Annotated in this window: 20 protein-coding genes and 1 pseudogene; 7 read left to right on the forward strand and 14 right to left on the reverse strand. The window is 61.8% G+C overall.

Annotated elements, in window-relative coordinates; translation table 11 throughout:
* Positions 1–66 precede the first annotated feature (66 nt).
* Positions 67–1,788 (reverse strand): bifunctional isocitrate dehydrogenase kinase/phosphatase, encoded by a 1,722-nt coding sequence (gene aceK, locus BM300_RS07230; protein WP_092150813.1) that lies wholly within the window; start codon positions 1,786–1,788, stop codon positions 67–69.
* A 130-nt stretch (positions 1,789–1,918) separates the two neighbouring features.
* On the opposite strand from aceK, the gene BM300_RS07235 reads away from it, so the two are divergent.
* The gene (locus BM300_RS07235) at positions 1,919–2,827 is read left to right on the forward strand and encodes a DMT family transporter (RefSeq protein ID WP_092462426.1); all 909 of its coding nucleotides are present in this window, start codon (positions 1,919–1,921) and stop codon (positions 2,825–2,827) included.
* Positions 2,828–2,946: 119 nt separating this feature from the next.
* On the opposite strand, the gene BM300_RS07240 is transcribed toward BM300_RS07235, so the two are convergent.
* The 3 genes from BM300_RS07240 to cysK all read right to left on the reverse strand — a co-directional run bounded on the left by BM300_RS07240 (position 2,947) and on the right by cysK (position 6,435).
* Positions 2,947–3,810, reverse strand: coding sequence for a DMT family transporter (locus BM300_RS07240; RefSeq protein ID WP_092150807.1), 864 nt, complete (start codon positions 3,808–3,810; stop codon positions 2,947–2,949).
* Between the two features lie 338 nt (positions 3,811–4,148).
* Entirely contained in the window at positions 4,149–5,087 is a 939-nt protein-coding gene (locus tag BM300_RS07245) for an aspartyl/asparaginyl beta-hydroxylase domain-containing protein (RefSeq protein ID WP_092150804.1), read from the reverse strand.
* A gap of 373 nt (positions 5,088–5,460) precedes the next feature.
* Positions 5,461–6,435: a cysteine synthase A gene (cysK, locus tag BM300_RS07250; protein ID WP_092150801.1), complete on the reverse strand. Its 975-nt coding sequence runs from the start codon at positions 6,433–6,435 to the stop codon at positions 5,461–5,463.
* 147 nt (positions 6,436–6,582) lie between these two features.
* Here cysK and BM300_RS07255 point away from each other — a divergent pair, with 147 nt between their 5' ends.
* Positions 6,583–7,659, forward strand: a complete 1,077-nt coding sequence (locus tag BM300_RS07255; protein ID WP_092150798.1) for a DUF748 domain-containing protein — start codon at positions 6,583–6,585, stop codon at positions 7,657–7,659.
* Here the strand turns inward: BM300_RS07255 and BM300_RS07260 are convergent.
* Complete coding sequence (locus BM300_RS07260) at positions 7,656–8,156, reverse strand: DUF2442 domain-containing protein (protein ID WP_092150795.1); 501 nt, start codon at positions 8,154–8,156, stop codon at positions 7,656–7,658. The two genes, BM300_RS07255 and BM300_RS07260, sit on opposite strands and share 4 nt — an antisense overlap.
* Positions 8,144–8,375: pseudogene (locus tag BM300_RS31335) on the reverse strand (DUF4160 domain-containing protein). The gene BM300_RS07260 and the pseudogene BM300_RS31335 overlap by 13 nt, the downstream one beginning before the upstream one ends.
* A gap of 199 nt (positions 8,376–8,574) precedes the next feature.
* Here BM300_RS31335 and BM300_RS07270 point away from each other — a divergent pair.
* Both BM300_RS07270 and BM300_RS07275 read left to right on the forward strand, forming a co-directional pair.
* Positions 8,575–9,420 carry an AAA family ATPase gene (locus BM300_RS07270; RefSeq protein ID WP_003184225.1) on the forward strand — a complete coding sequence of 282 codons (846 nt, stop codon included), beginning with the start codon at positions 8,575–8,577 and terminating at the stop codon, positions 9,418–9,420.
* Between the two features lie 34 nt (positions 9,421–9,454).
* Positions 9,455–10,633 carry a vWA domain-containing protein gene (locus BM300_RS07275; RefSeq protein ID WP_092462428.1) on the forward strand — a complete coding sequence of 393 codons (1,179 nt, stop codon included), beginning with the start codon at positions 9,455–9,457 and terminating at the stop codon, positions 10,631–10,633.
* A 102-nt stretch (positions 10,634–10,735) separates the two neighbouring features.
* Here the strand turns inward: BM300_RS07275 and BM300_RS07280 are convergent, their stop codons facing one another.
* From BM300_RS07280 to BM300_RS07310, 7 genes are all read right to left on the reverse strand, one after another.
* Positions 10,736–11,656, reverse strand: coding sequence for a 5-oxoprolinase subunit C family protein (locus BM300_RS07280; protein WP_092462430.1), 921 nt, complete (start codon positions 11,654–11,656; stop codon positions 10,736–10,738).
* A complete protein-coding gene (pxpB, locus tag BM300_RS07285; RefSeq protein WP_092224857.1) occupies positions 11,653–12,357 on the reverse strand; it encodes a 5-oxoprolinase subunit PxpB in 705 nt (234 codons plus the stop codon). Before pxpB ends, BM300_RS07280 begins: the two co-directional genes overlap by 4 nt.
* The gene (locus BM300_RS07290) at positions 12,354–13,106 is read right to left on the reverse strand and encodes a 5-oxoprolinase subunit PxpA (RefSeq protein WP_092224859.1); all 753 of its coding nucleotides are present in this window, start codon (positions 13,104–13,106) and stop codon (positions 12,354–12,356) included. Before BM300_RS07290 ends, pxpB begins: the two co-directional genes overlap by 4 nt.
* A 64-nt stretch (positions 13,107–13,170) precedes the next feature.
* Complete coding sequence (locus tag BM300_RS07295) at positions 13,171–14,457, reverse strand: MFS transporter (protein WP_092150784.1); 1,287 nt, start codon at positions 14,455–14,457, stop codon at positions 13,171–13,173.
* A 548-nt stretch (positions 14,458–15,005) separates the two neighbouring features.
* Positions 15,006–15,548: a DUF2937 family protein gene (locus tag BM300_RS07300; RefSeq protein ID WP_063322493.1), complete on the reverse strand. Its 543-nt coding sequence runs from the start codon at positions 15,546–15,548 to the stop codon at positions 15,006–15,008.
* Positions 15,549–15,560: 12 nt separating this feature from the next.
* Positions 15,561–16,337, reverse strand: coding sequence for a class II glutamine amidotransferase (locus BM300_RS07305; protein WP_003198875.1), 777 nt, complete (start codon positions 16,335–16,337; stop codon positions 15,561–15,563).
* Positions 16,338–16,369: 32 nt separating this feature from the next.
* Positions 16,370–16,867: an MFS transporter gene (locus BM300_RS07310; RefSeq protein WP_092148533.1), complete on the reverse strand. Its 498-nt coding sequence runs from the start codon at positions 16,865–16,867 to the stop codon at positions 16,370–16,372.
* Between the two features lie 135 nt (positions 16,868–17,002).
* Here BM300_RS07310 and BM300_RS07315 point away from each other — a divergent pair, with 135 nt between their 5' ends.
* Positions 17,003–19,057, forward strand: a complete 2,055-nt coding sequence (locus tag BM300_RS07315) for a S9 family peptidase (protein WP_092148536.1) — start codon at positions 17,003–17,005, stop codon at positions 19,055–19,057.
* A 160-nt stretch (positions 19,058–19,217) separates the two neighbouring features.
* Positions 19,218–19,691, forward strand: coding sequence for a cyclic nucleotide-binding domain-containing protein (locus BM300_RS07320; protein ID WP_063325148.1), 474 nt, complete (start codon positions 19,218–19,220; stop codon positions 19,689–19,691).
* A gap of 132 nt (positions 19,692–19,823) precedes the next feature.
* Here BM300_RS07320 and BM300_RS07325 read toward each other — a convergent pair whose 3' ends face one another.
* Positions 19,824–20,111 (reverse strand): hypothetical protein, encoded by a 288-nt coding sequence (locus BM300_RS07325; protein WP_063322496.1) that lies wholly within the window; start codon positions 20,109–20,111, stop codon positions 19,824–19,826.
* Positions 20,112–20,183: 72 nt separating this feature from the next.
* On the opposite strand from BM300_RS07325, the gene BM300_RS07330 reads away from it, so the two are divergent.
* A complete protein-coding gene (locus tag BM300_RS07330) occupies positions 20,184–20,870 on the forward strand; it encodes a spermidine synthase (RefSeq protein ID WP_003184244.1) in 687 nt (228 codons plus the stop codon).
* The last annotated feature ends 1 nt before the right edge of the window (position 20,871 follow it).

Genomic DNA, 20,871 nt, shown 5'->3' on the forward strand with positions numbered 1-20,871 from the left:
AGGGCCGCTGCGCGCCCCAGCGGGAGCAAGCTCCCTCGCCACAGGGGGCTTCGTTTACCTGCTGGGTTATTCGTTGTCCAGGTCCTTACGCCGATACGGGAACACGTCGATCACCTTCCCCGCCCGGATTGCCTCTTGCAGGCCTTTCCAATAGTCGGCGTTGTACAACTCGCCGTGCAACTGGTCGAACAGCTTGCGCTGCCCGGCGTCGGCGAACAGGAACGGTGGAAATTCCTCGGGGAACACGTCCAGCGGCCCGATGGAATACCAGGGCTCGGAGGCCATTTCGTCTTCCGGTGTACGGGGCTGGGGGATGTGGCGGAAGTTGGCTTCGGTCAGGAAGCAGATTTCATCGTAGTCGTAGAACACCACGCGGCCGTGGCGGGTCACGCCGAAGTTCTTGAGCAGCATGTCGCCGGGAAAGATATTGGCCGCCGCCAGTTGCTTGATGGCCAGGCCATAGTCTTCCAGTGCCTCGCGCACCTGGTCCTGGTTGGCGTTCTCCAAATACAGGTTCAGCGGTGTCATGCGGCGCTCGGTCCAGCAGTGACGAATCAGCACCGTGTCGCCTTCCACCGACACCGTGGACGGCGCCACTTCCAACAGTTCCTCCAGGCACGCCGGCTCGAACTTGCCCAGGGGAAAACGGAAATCGGCGAACTCTTGGGTATCGGCCATGCGCCCGACCCGGTCGACGCTCTTCACCAAGCGGTACTTCTCGATCACCGTGGCCCGGTCAACGTTTTTCGACGGCGAGAAGCGGTCCTTGATGATCTTGAATACGGTGTTGAAGCCCGGCAGGGTGAACACGCTCATGACCATGCCACGCACACCCGGGGCCATGATGAACTGGTCGTCGGTGTTCGCCAGATGATTGATCAACGCTCGGTAGAACTCGGACTTGCCGTGCTTGTAGAAACCGATGGAGGTGTACAACTCGGCGATGTGCTTGCCCGGCAGGATGCGCTTGAGAAAGCCGATGAATTCCGCCGGCACCGGCACGTCCACCATGAAGTACGAGCGGGTGAACGAGAAGATGATCGACACCTGCGCCTCGTCGGTAATCAGCGCATCGATCTGGATACCCCGGCCCTCGCGGTGCAGCAGCGGGATCACCAGCGGCCATTGGTCATCGCGGGTGAAGATCCGGCCCACCAGGTAGGCGCCCTTGTTGCGGTAAAGCACCGAGGAAAACAACTCCACCGTCAGTTCCGGGTCCTTGCAGACCCAGTCCGGCAGGTTCTCGCGCAACTGCGCTTCGAGGCGCTGCAGGTCGCCTGGCAAGTCGCCGTAGTCCTCGCTGAAACGGTAATCGGCGAACACGCTCGCCAGCATCCGGTCCAACTGCCCCTGGGGTTTGTAGGTGCGGGTCTGGGCGGCACGGGCGCGGCGCAGGCTAGGCCGGGTGGTGTGGATGAACATGGTGCCATCGCTGATCAGGTCGTGGCTGAACAGCCCGCAAAAGATCGAGTTGTACCAGGTTTCCGACAGCTCATCGTCGAAGCGCAGGTCGATCAGGCTGATGTAGGCGCTCTTGACCAGCGGCCAGCAGCTCACGTCCATCAGGGTTTCGTCATCGAAGGCCTTGTGCAGCTTGGCAACGGTTTCGAAGACTTTTTCTTCATACAAGTTGATGCGCGCCGCCGAAGCCGCTTGCGCCTCCAGCCACAGCGCCTGTTCGAACCGGGCGCGGGCGCCGTCGGTGATCTGCCGGAAATGCTCACGATAATCGTCGAAGCCGTCGAGGATCGAACGGGCGATTTCGATGGCGGGCCATGGCTGCGGCATAGGGTAAACCTCGGCGGGTCATGCTTGTTATTGGCGACTGAGCTTAGAGGCCAATCACGCGCCAACGCAACCATTGCCATCGCTATTCAGGACGGCGACACTTGCCGCCCAATCAAGGAAGGAATGACTCGTGAACCTCGTCGATATCCTGCGCTTACTGTCACTGGCCGCTATCTGGGGCGCCAGTTTCCTGTTCATGCGCATTATCGCCCCCGTCATTGGCACAATCCCCACTGCCTTTTTTCGCGTGTCCATCGCCTTCGTCGGGCTGTTGGTGATCCTGGCCCTGATGCGCATCGACTGGAATTTTCGCGGCAAGCTCAAAGTCGTGATGGGGCTGGGCCTGATCAACTCGGGCATTCCGGCCACCTTCTATTCGTTGGCCGCCCAGGTGCTGCCGGCCGGTTATTCGGCGATCTTCAACGCCACCACGCCGTTGATGGGGGTGCTGATCGGCGGCTTGTTCTTCAGCGAAAAACTCACCCCAGCCAAGGTCAGCGGTGTCTGCCTGGGGTTGTTCGGCGTCGGCATCCTGACCCGCGCCGGCCCGGTGGCGTTCGACCTGCAATTGCTGATGGGCGCCCTCGCCTGCCTGCTGGCCACGACCTGCTATGGCTTTGCCGGTTTCCTCACCCGTCGCTGGCTCGATCAGCAAGGTGGCTTGGACAGCCGTCTCTCGGCCCTGGGCAGCATGTTCGGCGCCACGGTGTTCTTGCTGCCGCTGTTTGGCTACAGCGTCATCAGCCAACCACCGGCCAGCTGGGGTGGCTGGGGCGTCTGGTTGTCACTGTTGGGGCTGGGCCTGGTGTGTACCGCGCTGGCGTACATCCTTTATTTCCGCCTGCTCAGTTCCATCGGCCCGGTCAAATCCATGACCGTGACCTTCCTGATTCCGCCGTTCGGCGTGCTGTGGGGGGCGTTGCTGCTGGATGAGCCGTTGGGGATGGCGCATTTGTATGGCGGGGTGTTGATTGCGGCGGCGTTGTGGTTGGTGTTGAAACCTGGGGCGGCGAAACCGGTTCAAGCGTCCGCCCGGTAGTTCATCGGCGCGGTTAAAAATACCTTCGCGAGCAAGCCCGCTCCCACAAGGCCTGTCCATAACCTGTGGGAGCGGGCTTGCCCGCGAAAGCAATGGTGCAGTCACTAAATATCTAAGGGCTAACGGCTTTTACGAAACACAAACACCAACCCCACGATGATCAGCACCATCCCCAACAAGCTCAACAACGCCAGCCGATTGCCAAACACCAGGTAGTCCATGATCGCCGTCACCGCCGGCACCAGGTAGAACAGGCTGGTGACATTCACCAGGTTGCCCCGGGCGATCAGTCGGTACAGCAGCAACGTCGCCAGCACCGACACCACCAGCGCCATCCACAACACCGGCACGATGAAACCCGTGTTGTACTCGAAGTGGAACGGCTGGAAGGGCACGAACACCGCGCACAGCACCAGCCCGGCCAGGTACTGCACCGGCAGCGTGCCCAGTGGGTTGTCGGTGATGCGCTTCTGCATGATCGAACCGGCCGTCATGCTCACCAGTGCCAGCAACCCACAGAGCATCCCGGCCAGGGACATGCCGGCCAGGCCGATGCCCTGGTACACCACCATGACCAACCCGACCAACCCCAGCGCCAGGCCGAACAGCCGCGACCAGGAACGCTGCCGTTCCATGAGCACCACGGTCAGGATCGGCTGCACGCCCATCAGGGTGGCCATCACCCCGGGGGTGACGTTCATTTGCAGCGCCAGCAGATAAAAAATCTGATAGGCGCCCAGCAGCACCAACCCGGTGGTCGCCGCGTACAGCATCGGCTTGCCAGTCTTGGGCAGCTTGAACTTGAGCAACGGAATCAACAGCACCAGCGCCGACAGGGCGATGGCAAAACGGATCAGCAGAAAAGCGAAAGGTGAAGCATGGGCCAGGCCCAGCTTGGAAAAGATCGCCCCACTGCTCCACAGCAAAACGAACAGGCTCGTGGAAGCCGCCGCCAACAAGGCGTTTTTAGAAAGGGAAAACATGAATACCACCTGTAGTCAGGCAAAAAGCCAACTCAGCCGAAGCTGAAGTCCAGTAGTTTTTTCAGGCAGGCACAGGGGACGGCAACCGTTGCCGATCAGCCCTGAACGCCAACACCCGGCGGTGATACGACGGCGTACACCGGTGGGCTACTGACAGGTGGAGGGTATTGACCGATCTGCGCAGGCTGCTGACTCCCACACGGCACGACGCCAGCGTTGAACGCTGGAACCACGACCGCGATGACAGGGGATGCAGGCATGAGCCGATCTCTTGAAGGGTGGGTTCGAAAACCCGAAGGGCGCCGACTATAACCAGCGCTCGATGGACTACGCAATATTTAAACGAACAACCAGTAGCCAAGCGCCGTCAGCACCGCCACCGCCAACACTGGCCGCATCACCCGGTAGGCCTTGGGATGCTTGCGCTTGAACTGCTTGACCCGGCCGCTGATGCCGTCACTGAACGACTTGCTCCAGGCATAGGCCCGGTTGATACCACCGACGTGTTCTTCCTCCAGGTTCTGCGGCGCGGTGGCGCGCCCGAGGAACGCGCTGATGCTGCGGTTGAGGCGGGTCATCAACCGGCTTTTCAGGGGCCGCTCGACATCGCAGAACAGGATCACGCGGGTCTGCGGGGTTTCGTTCTTGACCCAGTGCACATAGGTTTCATCGAACATGACGTCTTCGCCGTCGCGCCAGGCGTAGATCTGACCGTCGACGAAGATCCGGCAGTCGTCGGAATTGGGGGTGGACAAGCCCAGGTGATAACGCAACGAACCGGCGAAGGGGTCTCGGTGGGGATTGAGATGGCTGTCACCCGGCAGCAGGGCAAACATCGCGCCCCGGACATTGGGGATCTGGCTGACCAGCGCGACCGTCCTGGGGCACAACAGCTCAGCCGACGGCAGCGGTTTGTCGTACCACTTGAGGTAAAAACGCTTCCAGCCCTTTTTGAAGAACGAGCCGAAACCCGCGTCGTTGTTCTTCTCGGCAGCGCGAATGTAGCCCTCGTCGAACAGGTGCATGGCCTCGTCGCGGATGACTTGCCAATTGTCCTTGAGCACATCCAGTTCGGGGAACTTGCTGCGGTCCAGGTAAGGTCTCGAGGGCACGCCGGAGAACAGGTACATCAAGGCGTTATAGGGGGCAAACAGCGCCGAATGGTTGACGAACTGGCGCAATACCGGCAAACGCGCCTTGCCACGCAGGTGCACGTACAGCGTACTGCCCAGGAACAGCAGCAACACCGAGGCCTTGGCGACAAACGAAACGGTCATTTTTACAACTCCTTGTCCAAAAACAACTGACGCAACGCCTACTGCCCGACGTAGCCGAAGGCCATGTTAACCACTCCAGGCCCGGGTAAAAACCATCTGACGCAACATTCTCTGTTGAGTGAAACGCAATAAACACTTTCTAACATGCGCCGCCTGAACCTTGGCTGACGCTGATCAACTTCCTGCTCACCACCCTGTGGCGAGGGGATTTATCCCCGTTGGGTTGCGAAGCGACCCTGAAACCTGACGGCCCAGCTATCGAGCCGGCTGAGTTGCTGGGGGACTGCTGCGCAGTCCAGCGGGGATAAATCCCCTCGCCACAACAAGATCCCTCTACCATCAAGGTCCCTCCAACCTCGCAGTCCACTCACCGTTACTGCTGAATCTCCTGCTCGGTAAACAAATCACTGAACAACATGCTCGACAAGTACCGCTCGCCCGAATCCGGCAGGATCACGACGATGGTCTTGCCCTGCATCTCCGGTTTTTCCGCCAGGCGCACGGCCACGGCCATCGCCGCGCCACAAGAGATCCCGCAGAGGATGCCCTCCTCCTGCATCAAGCGCAGGGCCATGGCCTTGGACTCGTCGTCAGATACCCGCTCGACCAGGTCAACGATCGACAGGTCAAGGTTCTTCGGCACGAACCCAGCGCCGATCCCCTGGATCTTGTGGGGGCTGGGCTTGATCTCCTGGCCCGCCATCGCCTGGGTAATCACCGGCGAAACCTCGGGCTCGACCGCCACCGACAAAATCGGTTTGCCGCAGGTGTTCTTGATGTACCGCGAAACGCCGGTGATGGTCCCGCCGGTGCCCACACCCGCCACCAGCACGTCCACCGCGCCGTCGGTATCGTTCCAGATTTCCGGGCCGGTGGTTTTTTCGTGAATCGCCGGGTTCGCCGGGTTATCGAACTGCTGCGGCATGAAGTATTTGGCTGGATCGCCGGCCATGATCTCGGCGGCTTTGTCGATGGCCCCTTTCATGCCCTTCGCCGGTTCGGTGAGCACCAGTTCCGCGCCGAGTGCCTTGAGTACTTTGCGGCGCTCGATGCTCATGGAGGCGGGCATGGTCAGCATCAGCTTGTAGCCACGAGCGGCGGCGACGAACGCCAGGCCGATCCCGGTGTTGCCCGAAGTCGGTTCGACGATGGTCATGCCCGGCTTGAGTTTGCCCGAGCTTTCAGCGTCCCAGATCATGTTTGCGCCGATCCGACACTTGACCGAATACCCTGGGTTCCGCCCCTCGATCTTGGCCAGGATGGTCACGCCGCGCGGGGCAATGCGGTTGATCTGCACCAGCGGCGTATTACCGATGGAATGGGCGTTGTCAGCGAATATACGGCTCATGGCTGGGTCCTTGATGCAGCGGGAATGTAAGCCTTTAAAGGTATGCCTCTTGCCCATGGGCGTCCAGTTGCACCGAACGTTCCCATTGTTGCGACAGTCAATGGCATTAGAAGGCGCTCCCTCAACAAACGCTGGAGACTGACTGACATGAAGCGTCGATATCGCTGGCCATTGTGGGTGTTCGCCGCCCTCGTCGCGGTGCTGGTGGCCCTGCATTTCGCCCTGCCTTACCTGGTACGCGACTACCTGAACGACAAACTGGCCAACATGGGCGATTATCGCGGCCAGATCACCGACGTGGACCTGGCCCTATGGCGCGGTGCCTACCGGATCAACGGCCTGGAAATCGTCAAGGTCGACGGCAAGGTTCCGGTGCCGTTCGTCACCGCACCGCTGGTGGACTTGTCGGTGAGCTGGCACTCGCTGTGGTACGACCATGCGGTGGTCGCCGAGGTGGAATTCACCCGTCCGGAAGTGAACTTCGTCGACGGCGGCGCCAACCGACAGAACTCCCAGACCGGCCGGGGCACCAACTGGCGCGAGCAATTGGGCAAACTGCTGCCTATCACCTTCAACGAAGTGCGCATCCGGGATGGCAAGGTCACCTTCCGCAATTTCAACTCCAAGCCACCGGTCAACCTGCGGGCCACCGACGTCAACGCCAGCTTCTACAACCTGACCAACGTGGTCGACACCGAAGGCAAGCGCGACGCCCGTTTCGAGGGCAAGGCCCTGGTGGCCGAACACGCGCCATTGGAAATGCAGGCCACCTTCGACCCGTTGAGCAACTTCGAGGATTTCGACTTCCGCCTGCGAGCCAGGAACATCGAGCTCAAGCGCCTGAACGATTTCGCCGCTGCTTATGGCAAATTCGATTTCAATGCCGGTCACGGCGACCTGGTGATCGAGGCCGAAGCCGACAACGCCAAGCTCAGCGGCTACATCAAGCCATTGCTGCGCGATGTCGATGTGTTCGACTGGCAGCAGGACGTGGAAAACCAGAACAAGAACATCTTCCGCTCGGTCTGGGAAGCGCTGGTCGGCACAGGCGAAACGGCCCTCAAGAACCAGCGCAAGAACCAGTTCGCCACCCGAGTGGAACTCAGCGGCAATGTCCACCAGCAGGACATCAGCGCCTTCGAGGCCTTCCTGCAGATCCTGCGCAACGGTTTCGTCCAGGCCTTCAACGCCCGTTATGAACAGCCACCGCCTTCGACCGACTAGGGTTTGCGCGTGACGGTGTAGCGGCCGATCGGTTCCGCCGCCGCGATGCCCGCGCCACGCTGCAGCGAGTCCCATCCCAAGCACGCGAGGGCCAGCGAACGAGGTACAGCCTCGCGCCCACTGCTATAGCGGCTGATGCTGCGAGCGCTGACCCCCAGTGCTTCAGCCGCCTGGTTCAGCGGTAGGCCGGTGCGGGCACGCCAACCAATGAAAATGCGGGTATTTTCATCCACGGCATTCTGCGCCAGCGCATCCAGATACAAGGTATCGGCACCGATCTGGATATCCAGTTCGGGCCATTCCACGCTCCAACCATCATCCCCCACGCTCGCGCCTCCAAACGCTGCCTCTTTCAGCAAAGGCTGCAAGCCTGGGTAACGTTGCACGTCGGCACTCAAGTCCAGCGTCAATTGCTGCCCGTCGATGAACGTCAGTTCAAGACTGAACGGTAATAAAGCCTGCACGGCCAATAGCCGCGGCCGTTTCATGGGTAACATCGTTTCCAATCCTCCAACAGTTGCGCCTGGTGGACCCTGACCCAGTCCAGCGCTTCCTTGATGATCAACGGCGGCGCACGGCCCATCATCACTTTCCACGGTTTCCAGGCTCAACATCACATCCACCCCACCACCCGTCAGGTGTACATGGGGCGGTGGATGGTCTCGTTCACGCAGTTGAATGCGGTAAGTATTTTTAAATCGATATTTAGTAGACATACACCAAACATATCGCCAAATTGGCGATATGCAATACTGGCAAGCCGCCGAGACTGAGTCAACATGTGACGCTCCATTCAGAGACTGAATACAGCGTCTGCGTTCACAGTCGGCGGGGCCTCGCGGTATAGTCGGGCACGCTCTTTATTTTCGCGCGCCCCGCCTCGCCAGGCCGGCGACACCGTTCGAGGAATTGCAGATGAAGTTCGAAGGCACCAGCGCCTACGTGGCCACCGATGACCTGAAACTGGCCGTGAACGCCGCCATCACCCTGGAGCGGCCGCTGCTGGTCAAGGGCGAACCGGGCACCGGCAAGACAATGCTCGCCGAGCAACTGGCCGAGTCCTTCGGCGCGCGCCTGATCACCTGGCACATCAAGTCCACCACCAAGGCTCACCAGGGCCTGTACGAGTACGATGCGGTCAGCCGCCTGCGGGACTCGCAATTGGGCGTGGACAAGGTCCATGACGTGCGCAACTACCTGAAGAAGGGCAAGCTCTGGGAAGCGTTCGAGTCCGAGGAGCGGGTGATCCTGCTGATCGACGAAATCGACAAGGCCGACATCGAGTTCCCCAACGACCTGTTGCAGGAACTCGACAAGATGGAGTTCTACGTCTACGAGACCGACGAAACCATCAAGGCCAAGCAACGGCCGATCATCATCATTACCTCCAACAACGAAAAGGAACTGCCGGACGCGTTCCTGCGCCGCTGTTTCTTCCATTACATCGCCTTCCCCGACCGCGTCACCCTGCAGAAAATCGTCGACGTGCATTACCCGGACATCAAGAAGGACCTGGTCAGTGAAGCGCTGGACGTGTTCTTCGACGTGCGCAAGGTGCCGGGCCTGAAGAAAAAGCCTTCCACTTCCGAACTGGTGGACTGGCTCAAGCTGTTGATGGCCGACAACATCGGCGAAGCGGTGCTGCGCGAGCGCGATCCGACCAAGGCCATCCCGCCGCTGGCCGGCGCCCTGGTCAAGAACGAGCAGGACGTGCAACTGCTCGAGCGCCTGGCGTTCATGAGCCGTCGCGGCACCCGCTGATCCTCTTCGTCTAACAAGAGCGAGGGCGATTGCCATGCTGCTTAACCTGTTCAATGAGATCCGCGCCGCCAAAGTGCCCGTGTCGGTGCGCGAATTGCTGGACCTGATCAACGCGTTGAAACAGCGGGTGATCTTCGCCGACATGGACGAGTTCTATTACTTGTCCCGGGCAATCCTGGTGAAAGACGAACGGCATTTCGACAAGTTCGACCGGGCGTTCGCTGCCTACTTCAACGGCCTGGAAAAACTCGACGATCACCTCCAGGCGCTGATTCCCGAGGACTGGCTGCGCAAGGAATTCGAGCGTTCGCTGACCGACGAAGAGCGGGCGCAGATCCAGTCCCTGGGTGGCCTGGACAAGCTGATCGAAGAGTTCAAGAAACGCCTGGAAGAACAGAAGGAACGCCATGCCGGCGGCAACAAATGGATCGGCACCGGCGGCACCAGCCCGTTCGGCTCCGGCGGCTTCAACCCCGAAGGCATCCGGGTCGGCGACGCCGGCAAGCGCCAGGGCAAGGCTGTGAAGGTCTGGGACCAGCGCGAGTACAAGAACCTCGACGACCAGGTGGAATTGGGCACCCGCAACATCAAGATCGCCCTGCGCCGCCTGCGCAAGTTCGCTCGCCAGGGTGCGGCCGAAGAGCTGGACATCGACGGCACCATCGACCACACCGCCCGGGACGCCGGCCTCTTGAACATCCAGATGCGCCCGGAGCGACGCAACACCGTGAAGTTGTTGCTGTTGTTCGACATCGGCGGCTCGATGGATGCCCACGTGAAGATCTGCGAAGAACTGTTCTCGGCCTGCAAGACCGAGTTCAAGCACCTGGAGTATTTCTACTTCCACAACTTCGTGTACGAGTCGGTGTGGAAAAACAACCTGCGCCGTACCTCGGAACGCACCTCGACCCAGGATTTGCTGCACAAGTACGGTGCCGACTACAAAGTGATCTTCATCGGCGACGCCGCCATGGCCCCCTATGAAATCACCCAGGCCGGCGGCAGCGTCGAACACTGGAACGAAGAGGCTGGCTATGTGTGGATGCAGCGTTTCATGGAGAAGTACAAGAAGCTCATCTGGATCAATCCGTATCCCAAGGACACCTGGGGCTATACCGCCTCGACCAACATCGTGCGCGAGTTGGTGGAAGACCGGATGTATCCGCTGACCTTGCGGGGGTTGGAGGAAGGGATGCGGTTTCTTTCCAAGTGATCTTTGGCGCCCTTTAGGGCCTCATCGCGAGCAAGCTCGCTCCCACAGGGGATCTCAGTGTGACGAAGATCCAGTGTGGGAGCGAGCTTGCTCGCGATGCTTTTAGCGGTCGAGAAAACTACGCAAACACTCCACCTGCTGGCGATACGCAACCTCCTGCACCACCGGCCGCAACCGCACCTGCGTCCCCGGCAGGCATTGCGCCAACCGGGCCAGGGCCAACGGAGTCAAGGCCCCCAGGCGTGGATAGCCACCGATGGTTTGCCGGTCGTTGAGCAGCACGATCGGTTGGCCATCCGGCGGCACCTGCACCGCACCGAGCGGAATGCCCTCGGAAATCATCGCCGGCCCCTGATACGCCAACGCCGTGCCCAGCAAGCGGATGCCCATGCGGTCGGCGCGACTGTCCAGTGTCCACGGGGTGTTGAACGCGTCGAACAGACTCTGCCCGCTAAATGCGCCATTCTGCGCCCCCAGGATCAGGTCCAGCGGCTGCGCTTGCTGGAAGTCCGGAATCCGCGTGTGTGGCATGGGCCGAGGCGTCGCCGCGCCTGAATAGCTCAGGCGCTCGCCACGACTCAGCGCTCGCCCTCGCCCATCCAGGCCACCCAGTTCCTCGCGCACTACCGTCGCCCGGCTGCCCAGTACCGCAGGCGAATTGAATCCGCCAGGGGCCGCCAGATAGGCCCGGGCACCGAGCACGGGCTGGGTGAGCGCCAGCACCTGGCCCTTGCGCAGACTGAAGAAGCGCCACGATGCCACGCCCTGGCCGTCTATTCGCGCGCCCAGGTCCGCCCCAGCCAGCGCCAGCACGCAATCCTCTTCGGCCACTACGGTAAAGCCGCCGAGGGTAATCTCCACCACCGCCGCGTCCAGGCCATTGCCGAGCATCCAATTGGCCCAGGCCATCGACAGCCAGTCCGCCGCCCCGCCCTGGGTCACACCCAGGTGCCTCACGCCGAAACGGCCGGCGTCCTGCAACAGGCACAGCGGTGTGCTGGCCTCGATCAACAAGCGGCTCATGCCTGGGTCTCCAGCGGTGTGTCGTCGCCACCCAGCGCGATGAATTCGGCATGGTCCACGGGGGCGAAACGCACCGTGTCCCCCGGCTGCATCAGGCTGTAGCCATCGCGCTCGCGATCAAACAGTTTGGTCGGGGTGCGACCGATCAGGTTCCAGCCACCGGGCGACACCACCGGATACGCCGCAGTCTGGCGCTCGGCAATGCCGACACTGCCGGCGGCCACGCGTTTGCGCGGCGTGTCGAGGCGCGGTGAAGCCAATTCTTCATCCACCAGCCCCATGAAGGCGAAACCGGGGGCGAAGCCCAAGGCAAACACTTGGTACTCGCGTTCACTGTGGCGACGGATCACCTGGGCGACCGTCAGCCCGCTGCGGCTCGCCAGCAGCTCCAGCTCCGGCCCGACACTGAGGTCGTACCACACCGGCAGCACGTGGCATTGGCCGGCGGACCGGGCATCCGGTGAAAGGTTATTCAACGCCTCATCGATCAATTCACGAGCCTGCACCGGGTTCAGGGCGAGCAAATCGTAGTGCACCATCAACGTGGTATAGGACGGCACCAGGTCAATCAGATGCTCGGCAAACACCGCTCGCAGGCGCTCGCTGGCGGCGAGCATCCAGGGCATGTTGGCCTCGGCGATCTCATCGAACAGGCGCACCATCAAGCAGTCCACCGCCACCACTTCCAAGCGTGGTCTCATGGTGCACTCTGCCGGTCCAGGGCTTCGCGGATGCGTTGCACGGCCGCCACGGAACTGGCGTTGTCGCCGTGTACGCACAAGGTGTTGGCAACAAGGTGCAAGGCGCTGCCGTCACTGGCGGTCAACGCATTGCCGCGGGCGATAGCCAGGGCCTGCCCGACAATCACCTCGGGATCGTGGTGCACGGCACCCGGTGCTTGCCGCGAAACCAGGCGACCGGCACTGTCGTAGGCGCGGTCGGCAAAGGCTTCAAACCACAGGGTCAGGCCGTACTCATCGCCCAGGGCCTGGGCGGCGCTGTTGTCCCGGGTCGCCATGAGCATCAGCGGCAGTTGCCGATCATAGGCCGCAACAGCCTGGATCACCGCGCGCAGTTGCGCCGGGTTGGCCATCATGTCGTTGTACATCGCGCCGTGGGGCTTGACGTAGCTGACCCGTCCGCCTTGCGCCCGGCAGATGCCGTCGAGGGCACCGATCTGGTAATGCAGCAGGTCCTGCAATTCCTGGGCGCCGTAGGCCATGGAACGGCGGCCGAAGCCCGCCAGGTCCTGATAGGCCGGGTGCGCGCCGATTCGCACGCCATGGCTCAGGGCCAGGCTGACGGTCTTGCGCATGATGCTCGGGTCGCCGGCATGAAAGCCGCAGGCGATGTTGGCGCAATCGATGAAGGGCATCACCTCGGCGTCCAGACCCATGGTCCAACTGCCGAAGCTTTCGCCGATGTCGCAGTTCAATAGCAGGCGGTTCACGGTGAACGCTCCTGTAGGTTCTTTCTTTGTTTAACTGTGGGGCACGCGCACCACAGGTTATCAGTTACTCGGCTTCCAACTGCTTGCCTTGGGTTTCCGGCAGGCTCAGGGCCGCCAGGATCACCACGCCATAGGACACCGCGGCGAACGCTCCGATACCCACGCTCAGCGGCACCTTCTGGCTCAAAATACCAATCAACAGCGGGAACAATGCCGCCACCGCCCGGCCAATGTTGTAGCAGAAGCCTTGGCCCGAACCACGAATGCGCGTAGGGAACAGTTCGGTGAGGAACGAGCCCATGCCGCTGAACATGCCCGACGCGAAGAACCCCAAGGGAAAGCCCAGCCAGAGCATCACGTTATTGCTCACCGGCACCTGGGTATACAGCAGGACGATGGTGAAAGAGCCGACGGCGTACAGGACAAAGTTCTTTTTGCGCCCCAGGATGTCCGACAGGTACGCACTGATGACATAGCCCACGTAGGAACCGACGATCACCATCGCCAGGTAGCCGCCGGTACTCAATACGCTCAGGCCACGCTCATTTTTCAGGAACGTCGGCAGCCAGGACGTGATGGCGTAGTAACCGCCCAGGGCACCGGTGGTCAGCAGCGAGGCGCGAAAGGTGGTGAAAAGGATGCCGGGGGCAAAAATCTCGTAGAACTTCGCTGGGTTTTCCGGCGTCAGCCGGGCCTTGGTCTGGTTATAGACGTCCGGATCCTTGACCAGCCGGCGAACGAAAATAACGAACACCGCCGGCACGATGCCGAGGATGAACAGTGCGCGCCAGGCGTCCTCCGGCGGCAGCACCGAAAACAGCAGCGCATACAGGATCGCCGTCATGCCCCAGCCCAGGGCCCAACCCGACTGCACCATGCCCACCGCCTTGCCGCGATCCTTGGCGCGAATCACTTCACCCATCAACACGGCGCCGGCGGTCCATTCGCCGCCAAAACCGAAGCCCATCAATGTGCGGGCGATCAGCAGTTGTTCGTAGTTCTGGGCAAAGCCGCACAAAAAGGTGAAGAAGGCGAACCACAGCACCGTCAGTTGCAGGGTGCGCACCCGCCCGATGCGGTCCGAGAGAATGCCTGCCACCCAGCCGCCAATGGCCGAAGCGATCAAGGTACTGGTGTGAATCAGGCCTGCCTGGCCAGTGGTAATGCCCCACATCGCGATCAGGGTCGGCACCACGAAACTGAGCATCTGCGTGTCCATGCCGTCCAGGGCGTAGCCGATCTTGCAGCTCCAGAAGGTGCGACGTTCCTGCTGGTTGATGTTGCGATACCAATCGAATGGGCCGGAACGGGCCTGGGGTTGGGGGACGCCGAGCGTGTCGGGTGCACTCATGGTGGTTCTCCGCAGTTTTATTGTTGTAAGTCTCGACGACGCTGACGTGGAGACCGATGCGTCGATTCTTGAGCGCGCGGCCGATCCCGTCCAACGAATAAAACCTCGGTTGGGTCATAAGAAAAATTTGATTGGGTAACACGCAAGGCCTGGCTGAACACCGTTGTGGCCTAGCTGAACACCACTGTGGCGAGGGAGCTTGCTCCCGCTGGGCTGCGAAGCAGCCCCCAAACCAGGTGCCTCGGTGTAACTGACTGAATGCTTCCAGGCTTTTTGGGGCTGCTGCGCAGCCCAGCGGGAGCAAGCTCCCTCGCCACGGGGTTTGTGTTTGGCGATGGGCTGGGTGAGTCAGACCGTTCGAGCCACTTTACCAACCACGAACCTGTGGCGAGGGGATTTATCCCCGCTGGGCTGCGCAGCAGCCCCAAACCTGCTGGATACCATCTACCTGACACTGCGCGGTGTCTGGTTTTGGGGCCGCTTCGCGGCCCAGCGGGAGCAAGCTCCCTCGCCACAGAAGCCGGTTGCGGTTTCGATCAGTCGTGCAATCAGAGCCCGCGCAAATCCCGCTCTTCAATCGGCCGGCTCTGGCGCAGGCGCTTGCCGCCCAGCACCACCCAGTCGATCAGGCGGAACAGGCACTCCAGGCCGAACGACAGCAACAACGCACCGCTGATGCCCCAGATCATGGCCTCGGGAGTCAACAGGATCTGGTAGCTGTAGCCGTTCCAGGTTTCCTTGCGGATGTCCGGATCGGCGGCCAGCGCCACTTGCAGCAAGCGGATGTACCACGGGCCCTGCATGGCCTGGAATTGCTTGTCGAGGGCCTGCTGGCGCACGAGCAAGGTGTTCAGGCTGTCGGCGTCGCTGCGAAAGATCGGGTCTTCGCTGGCGCGGTAATGGGCCACCAGGGCTTGCATGTCGCCCTTGAAGAACTGATTGGCGGTGCCCTGGAACCCTTGCAGGCCGGTCTGCGCCTCGATCAGGTGGGCCTCGACCCGCTTGGCGTAATCGTTGATGAAGCCCGGCACCTGGACCCCAACCAACAGGCCCACCGCGAACAACACCAGCCGTAGATAACTGAGCAACATAACGTGACGTCCTTATTCGGTCCGGCCGTGGCTGACGCATTCGCCGCGTCGCCACAGGCTCCATTGGCCCGGTTCGTAGCGGGTCCAGGTTTCGTTTTCGGTCAACGGTTCGGTGGCGATCACCGTGACCACGTCGTTGGGCGTGGTTTCAGCCTGGAAATCGACTATCACATCCACATCCTTGAGCCGAGCCGGGCCGAACGGCGCGCGACGGGTGATCTGGGCCAGTTTGGTCGAGCAATAGCAGAACAGCCAGTCGCCATCGCTGAGCAAGCAATTGAACACGCCTTTGCTGCGGTATTCGGCGCAGGCCTCGATCAGCGACGGTAGCAATTGTTCCACCTCCACCGGTTCGGGGAAGGCCTGGCGCACACGGTTGAGCAGATCGCAGAAAGCCGCTTCGCTGTCGGTATCGCCCACCGGGCGGTAGAAGCTCACGCCCGGCTGGAAATCGGCGAGTTGGCCATTGTGGGCAAAACACCAGTTGCGGCCCCACAACTCACGCACGAACGGGTGCGTATTGGACAGGCAGACCTTGCCGACGTTGGCTTGGCGAATATGCCCGATCACCACTTCGCTCTTGATCGGATAGCGCTGCACCAGGTTCGCCACTTCCGATTCGCTGCTGGCGGCCGGGTCCTGGAACAGGCGCAGGCCACGGCCCTCGTAGAAGGCGATGCCCCAACCGTCCCGATGCGGCCCGGTCTTGCCGCCGCGCTGCATCAGCCCGGTGAAGCTGAACACGATGTCGGTCGGCACATTGGCGCTCATGCCCAATAACTCACACATGCTCGAACTCTCGCTTCAAGGGGCAGGCCCGGTTACAGGCGCGGTTCGATACGCGAACGCTGGGGGTTGCTCGGCACGGGCGGGCGACCGTAACGGTCATCACCGGCCACGCCAAACGGTGCCTCGTCCTCCGGCTCATCGACCGCAGCGGCGGCTTTTGCGGCGGCGGCCCGTTCCTTGCGAGCGTTGGCGGCCCGCTCGATGGGAAAGCGGATCAGCACCAAAATGAAGTAGAGACCGAAGGCGATCATGCCGTACATGAGCAGATCGGAAGCCGCCCGCCAGACGTTGTTGCCGACTTTGAACAGCACGTCCAGGGCAACAATAGCCAGGGCCGGGGCGACCTTGTCCTTCACCGGATCTACGATGGTAGGGCAAAACAGCAGCACCGCCAGCAGCAACCGCAGCGATTCGCGCAACCAGCGCCACATCCAGCGGGTCATGCGCATCCATACCAACAGGCAGCCCAGGGCGGCGAAGGCGTAGAGGCCCCAGGCGATCAGATAGTCATTCTCGGTCATGGTGTCCATGGCAAGGCAGGCAAAGAGGCGCTTATAGTAACGGCTTTTCGCTCGTCAGGCTGCCCCGGCGTCTGGCGAATGGCCTGTGTGGTTGGTTCTGTCCAGGCCATGTGTCCCTTTTCGTACAACGTTCGAGAGCCTTTCATGTCCCTATCTGCCCACGTTTCCAACGCCCCGATTGCCCGCAAGGACCCCGGTGTTGACCCATACGCCTGGCTGCAGGAACGCGACACCGACGCCGTGCTCGACTACCTCAAGGCGGAAAACAGCTACCAGGAGGCGCAACTCGCCGACCAGGCCGAACTGCGCGAAACCCTGTTCCAGGAGATCAAGGGTCGGATTCTCGAGACCGACCTGTCACTGCCCTCGCCTTGGGGCCCGTACCTGTATTACACCCGTACCACGGCCGGTGACGAATACCCGCGCCACTACCGCTGCCCGCGTCCGGCCGATGACAGCCTGAACGTGGATGAAAGCCGTGAACAACTGTTGCTGGACCCGAACGTGCTGGCCGGCGGCGGCTTCTTTTCCCTGGGCGCTTTCAGCATCAGCCCTGACCACCAGCGCCTGGCCTACAGCCTGGACACCACGGGCGATGAGATCTACACCCTGTTCGTGAAGGAATTGTCCAACGACAAGGTCAGCGAACTGTCCTTCGCCGATTGCGACGGCAGCATGACCTGGGCCAACGACAGCCTGACGCTGTTTTTCGGCGAGTTGGACGACACCCATCGCCCCCACAAACTCTGGCGCTATCGCCTGGACGGCACTGCCGCCGAAGAGGTGTTCCACGAGCCGGACGGGCGTTTCTTCCTGCATTGCTATCGTTCGAGTTCGGAAAAGCAGTTGATCCTGTCCCTGGGCAGCAAGACCACCAGCGAAGTCTGGGTACTGGACGCTGCGCAACCGCAGCGCCCCTTTACCTGCCTGGCGCCCCGCGTGGAAAACCATGAATACGACGTCGACCACGGCCTGCTCGATGGCCAATGGACCTGGTTGATCCGCAGCAACCGCGACGGAATCAACTTCGCCCTGTACCAGGCCGCCGACACAGGCGTGGCGCCGACCGAGGCCGACTGGCAGAACCTGATCCCCCACAGCGACACGGTGATGATCGACGGCCTGAGCCTGAACGCCGGGGCCATGACCTTGAGCCTGCGCGAAGGCGGCCTGCCGATCATCGAGGTTCACCCGCAAGGCTTGCCGGCCTATCGGGTGCAACTGCCGGACGCGGCCTACAGCCTGCATGTGCAAAACAGCCTGGAGTTCGTCAGCGAGCGCATTCGCCTGCGCTACGAGGCCCTGAACCGTCCGGCGCAGATCCGCCAGTTGGACCTGGCCAGCGGCGCACAGGTCGTGCTCAAGCAAACCCCGGTACTGGGCCCGTTCGACGCCGATGCCTACGTCAGCCAACGGCTGTGGGCCACGGCGCCAGACGGCACACAAGTGCCCATCAGCCTGGTGGTCAAGCGCGAAGCCCTCGGCCGGCCGGTACCACTGTACCTGTACGGCTACGGTGCCTATGGCGAAAGCCTCGACCCGTGGTTTTCCCATTCGCGGCTGAGCCTGCTTGACCGCGGCGTAGCGTTTGCCATCGCCCATGTGCGCGGCGGCGGCGAGCTGGGTGAAGCCTGGTATCGCGCCGGCAAGCAGGAACACAAGCACAACACGTTCGGCGATTTCATCGCCTGTGCCGAGCATTTGATCGCCAACGGCTTCACCACCGCCGAACAACTGGCGATCAGCGGCGGCAGCGCCGGTGGCCTGCTGATCGGCGCGGTGCTCAATCAACGCCCGGAGCTGTTCAAGGTTGCGATTGCCGAGGTGCCGTTCGTCGACGTGCTCAACACCATGCTCGACCCGGACTTGCCGCTGACCGTCACCGAGTACGATGAATGGGGCAATCCAGAGGAGCCGGACGTTTATGATCGGATCCGAGCCTACGCCCCGTACGAAAACGTCAGCGCCCAGGCGTACCCAGCGCTGCTGGTGATCGCCGGTTACAACGACAGCCGTGTGCAGTACTGGGAAGCGGCCAAGTGGGTGGCGAAATTGCGCGCCACCAAGACCGACGACCACCCCCTGCTGCTCAAGACCGAACTGGGCGCCGGCCACGGCGGAATGAGCGGGCGTTACCAGGGATTGCGTGACGTAGCGCTCGAATATGCATTTGTCTTGAAGGTTTTGGGGGTGGTCTGAGGAACTCTGTGGGATGGCCGGGTCTTAGCTCCATGCGCCGGGCATCCCGGATCAAATAACGGTGGGAGCAAGCTCGCTCCCACAGGGGATCTACCATGGATCTTTTTACACCCGGGCCAAACTGAACCTGCAACACACACAAGAAAAAGACCGTGCCAACATGTCAGAACCGACCTTACTGAACAAAGAAATCCGCGACTGGCTGATGGACTGCGGTCTGTTCGACCAGTTGCTGCCTGTGGACTTCGCCGCGGCGTCGGGCTATTTCAGCATCAGCGCCATCGCCCAGGGCGAAGCGATTTTCCACGAGGGCGATGCCGGCAGCTTCATGTGCATCATCCACACCGGCCAGGTAGCCGTGCAGAAAACCGGCCCCGACGGCCAACCCGTGACCATCGCCACGCTGCGCAGCGGCCGGGCATTCGGCGAAATGGCCGTGCTCGACGGCGAACGGCGCTCGGCCAGTTGCATCGCCGCCAGCGATTGCCAGTTGCTGAACCTGGGCAAGGACTCCCTGGAAAAAATGCTCAACGACGCCCCCAAGATCGCCGCCAAGATCATCCGCGCCCTCGCCGTCTCCCTGTCCAAGCGCCTGCGCATGGCCGATGGTCAGTTGCTGTCGCAGCAGGTCTGACAACAACACATAAACCCAGTGGGAGCGAGCTTGCTCGCGCGATGGCGGCGGATCAGCCAGCATTGAAGCCGACGGACACACCGCTATCGCGAGCAAGCTCGCTCCCACAGGTGAATGCGTCGTCTTGTCGATTTATCCTCCCGGCGACTTGGCCTTCACTGGCTTGGGCTCCATGCCCGGTATCGGCTGGTCCTTGGGCGGCTTGGGCATTTCGATGGGGGGCAGCAAGGGCGGTCCGCCGCTTCCGGGGCCAACCTTGGGCACCCCGTTGGGCGTGACCGGCGGATAGGGCATGGGAGTGGCGGTGCCAGGCGATCCGGGGATGCTGGGCGGGTTGACTGGAATCGTCGGTTGTTGAGCCTGGGCGCAACTTATTGAGAGCGCCGCCAGGGCAATGGCCGTTAGAATGATGCACTTCATCAATGGCTCCGTGGCTATTGTCTGCTTTAAGGCTAGTCGTTACCGCGCGGTTTGCCCTCCTACGAGATTTCCATGAAACGTTTCGTTCTACTCGACACCACGCCCATCCCTGATAACGGCGGTGCCCTGTGCCTATTCGAGTACGGGGAAGACTTCGTCATCAAGATCCAGGGCGGTGACGGCGGGCAGTTGATGAACACCCGCATGCACGGTTCCGAAGACGCCCTGGCAGAGATTCCTTGCCGCAAGGTCGCCGGTCGTCCCGGCTCGCGCGTGCTGATCGGCGGCCTCGGCATGGGGTTCACCCTCGCCTCGGCCCTCAAGCACCTGGGCAAGACCGCCGAAGTGGTGGTGGCCGAACTCGTGCCCGGCGTGGTGGAGTGGAACCGTGGCCCCCTGGGTGAAAAGGCCGGGCGGCCGTTGTCGGATCCACGCACAGTGATCCGCATGGAAGACGTCGCCAAGGTCCTGCAAGCCGAGCCCCAGGGGTTCGACGCGATCATGCTCGATGTCGACAATGGCCCGGAAGGCCTGACCCAGAAAGCCAACAGTTGGCTGTATTCGGCTGGAGGCCTGGCCGCCTGCGCCAAGGCCCTGCGGCCCAAGGGCGTGCTGGCGGTGTGGTCGGCCAGCGCTGACCGGCAGTTTTCCGACAAGCTGAAGAAGGCCGGCTTCAAGGCCGAAGAGGTGCAAGTGTTCGCCCATGGCAACAAAGGCACCCGCCACACCATCTGGATTGCCGAGAAGCTCAAGGGCTGAG

Source organism: Pseudomonas sp. NFACC46-3 (assembly GCF_900114515.1).
GTDB lineage: Bacteria > Pseudomonadota > Gammaproteobacteria > Pseudomonadales > Pseudomonadaceae > Aquipseudomonas > Aquipseudomonas fluorescens_Q.

Bases quoted from the DNA above. Each gene is read 5' to 3' on its own strand.
- BM300_RS07315 (WP_092148536.1), top strand. From the start codon at position 17,003: ATGTCCCTATCTGCCCACGTTTCCAACGCCCCGATTGCCCGCAAGGAC.
- BM300_RS07325 (WP_063322496.1), bottom strand. From the start codon at position 20,111: ATGAAGTGCATCATTCTAACGGCCATTGCCCTGGCGGCGCTCTCAATA.
- BM300_RS07245 (WP_092150804.1), bottom strand. From the start codon at position 5,087: ATGACCGTTTCGTTTGTCGCCAAGGCCTCGGTGTTGCTGCTGTTCCTG.
- BM300_RS07310 (WP_092148533.1), bottom strand. From the start codon at position 16,867: ATGGACACCATGACCGAGAATGACTATCTGATCGCCTGGGGCCTCTAC.
- BM300_RS07320 (WP_063325148.1), top strand. From the start codon at position 19,218: ATGTCAGAACCGACCTTACTGAACAAAGAAATCCGCGACTGGCTGATG.
- BM300_RS07280 (WP_092462430.1), bottom strand. From the start codon at position 11,656: ATGAGCCGCTTGTTGATCGAGGCCAGCACACCGCTGTGCCTGTTGCAG.
- cysK (WP_092150801.1), bottom strand. From the start codon at position 6,435: ATGAGCCGTATATTCGCTGACAACGCCCATTCCATCGGTAATACGCCG.
- BM300_RS07295 (WP_092150784.1), bottom strand. From the start codon at position 14,457: ATGAGTGCACCCGACACGCTCGGCGTCCCCCAACCCCAGGCCCGTTCC.
- BM300_RS07305 (WP_003198875.1), bottom strand. From the start codon at position 16,337: ATGTGTGAGTTATTGGGCATGAGCGCCAATGTGCCGACCGACATCGTG.
- BM300_RS07255 (WP_092150798.1), top strand. From the start codon at position 6,583: ATGAAGCGTCGATATCGCTGGCCATTGTGGGTGTTCGCCGCCCTCGTC.
- aceK (WP_092150813.1), bottom strand. From the start codon at position 1,788: ATGCCGCAGCCATGGCCCGCCATCGAAATCGCCCGTTCGATCCTCGAC.
- BM300_RS07270 (WP_003184225.1), top strand. From the start codon at position 8,575: ATGAAGTTCGAAGGCACCAGCGCCTACGTGGCCACCGATGACCTGAAA.
- BM300_RS07240 (WP_092150807.1), bottom strand. From the start codon at position 3,810: ATGTTTTCCCTTTCTAAAAACGCCTTGTTGGCGGCGGCTTCCACGAGC.
- pxpB (WP_092224857.1), bottom strand. From the start codon at position 12,357: ATGAGACCACGCTTGGAAGTGGTGGCGGTGGACTGCTTGATGGTGCGC.
- BM300_RS07300 (WP_063322493.1), bottom strand. From the start codon at position 15,548: ATGTTGCTCAGTTATCTACGGCTGGTGTTGTTCGCGGTGGGCCTGTTG.
- BM300_RS07260 (WP_092150795.1), bottom strand. From the start codon at position 8,156: ATGTTACCCATGAAACGGCCGCGGCTATTGGCCGTGCAGGCTTTATTA.
- BM300_RS07275 (WP_092462428.1), top strand. From the start codon at position 9,455: ATGCTGCTTAACCTGTTCAATGAGATCCGCGCCGCCAAAGTGCCCGTG.
- BM300_RS07330 (WP_003184244.1), top strand. From the start codon at position 20,184: ATGAAACGTTTCGTTCTACTCGACACCACGCCCATCCCTGATAACGGC.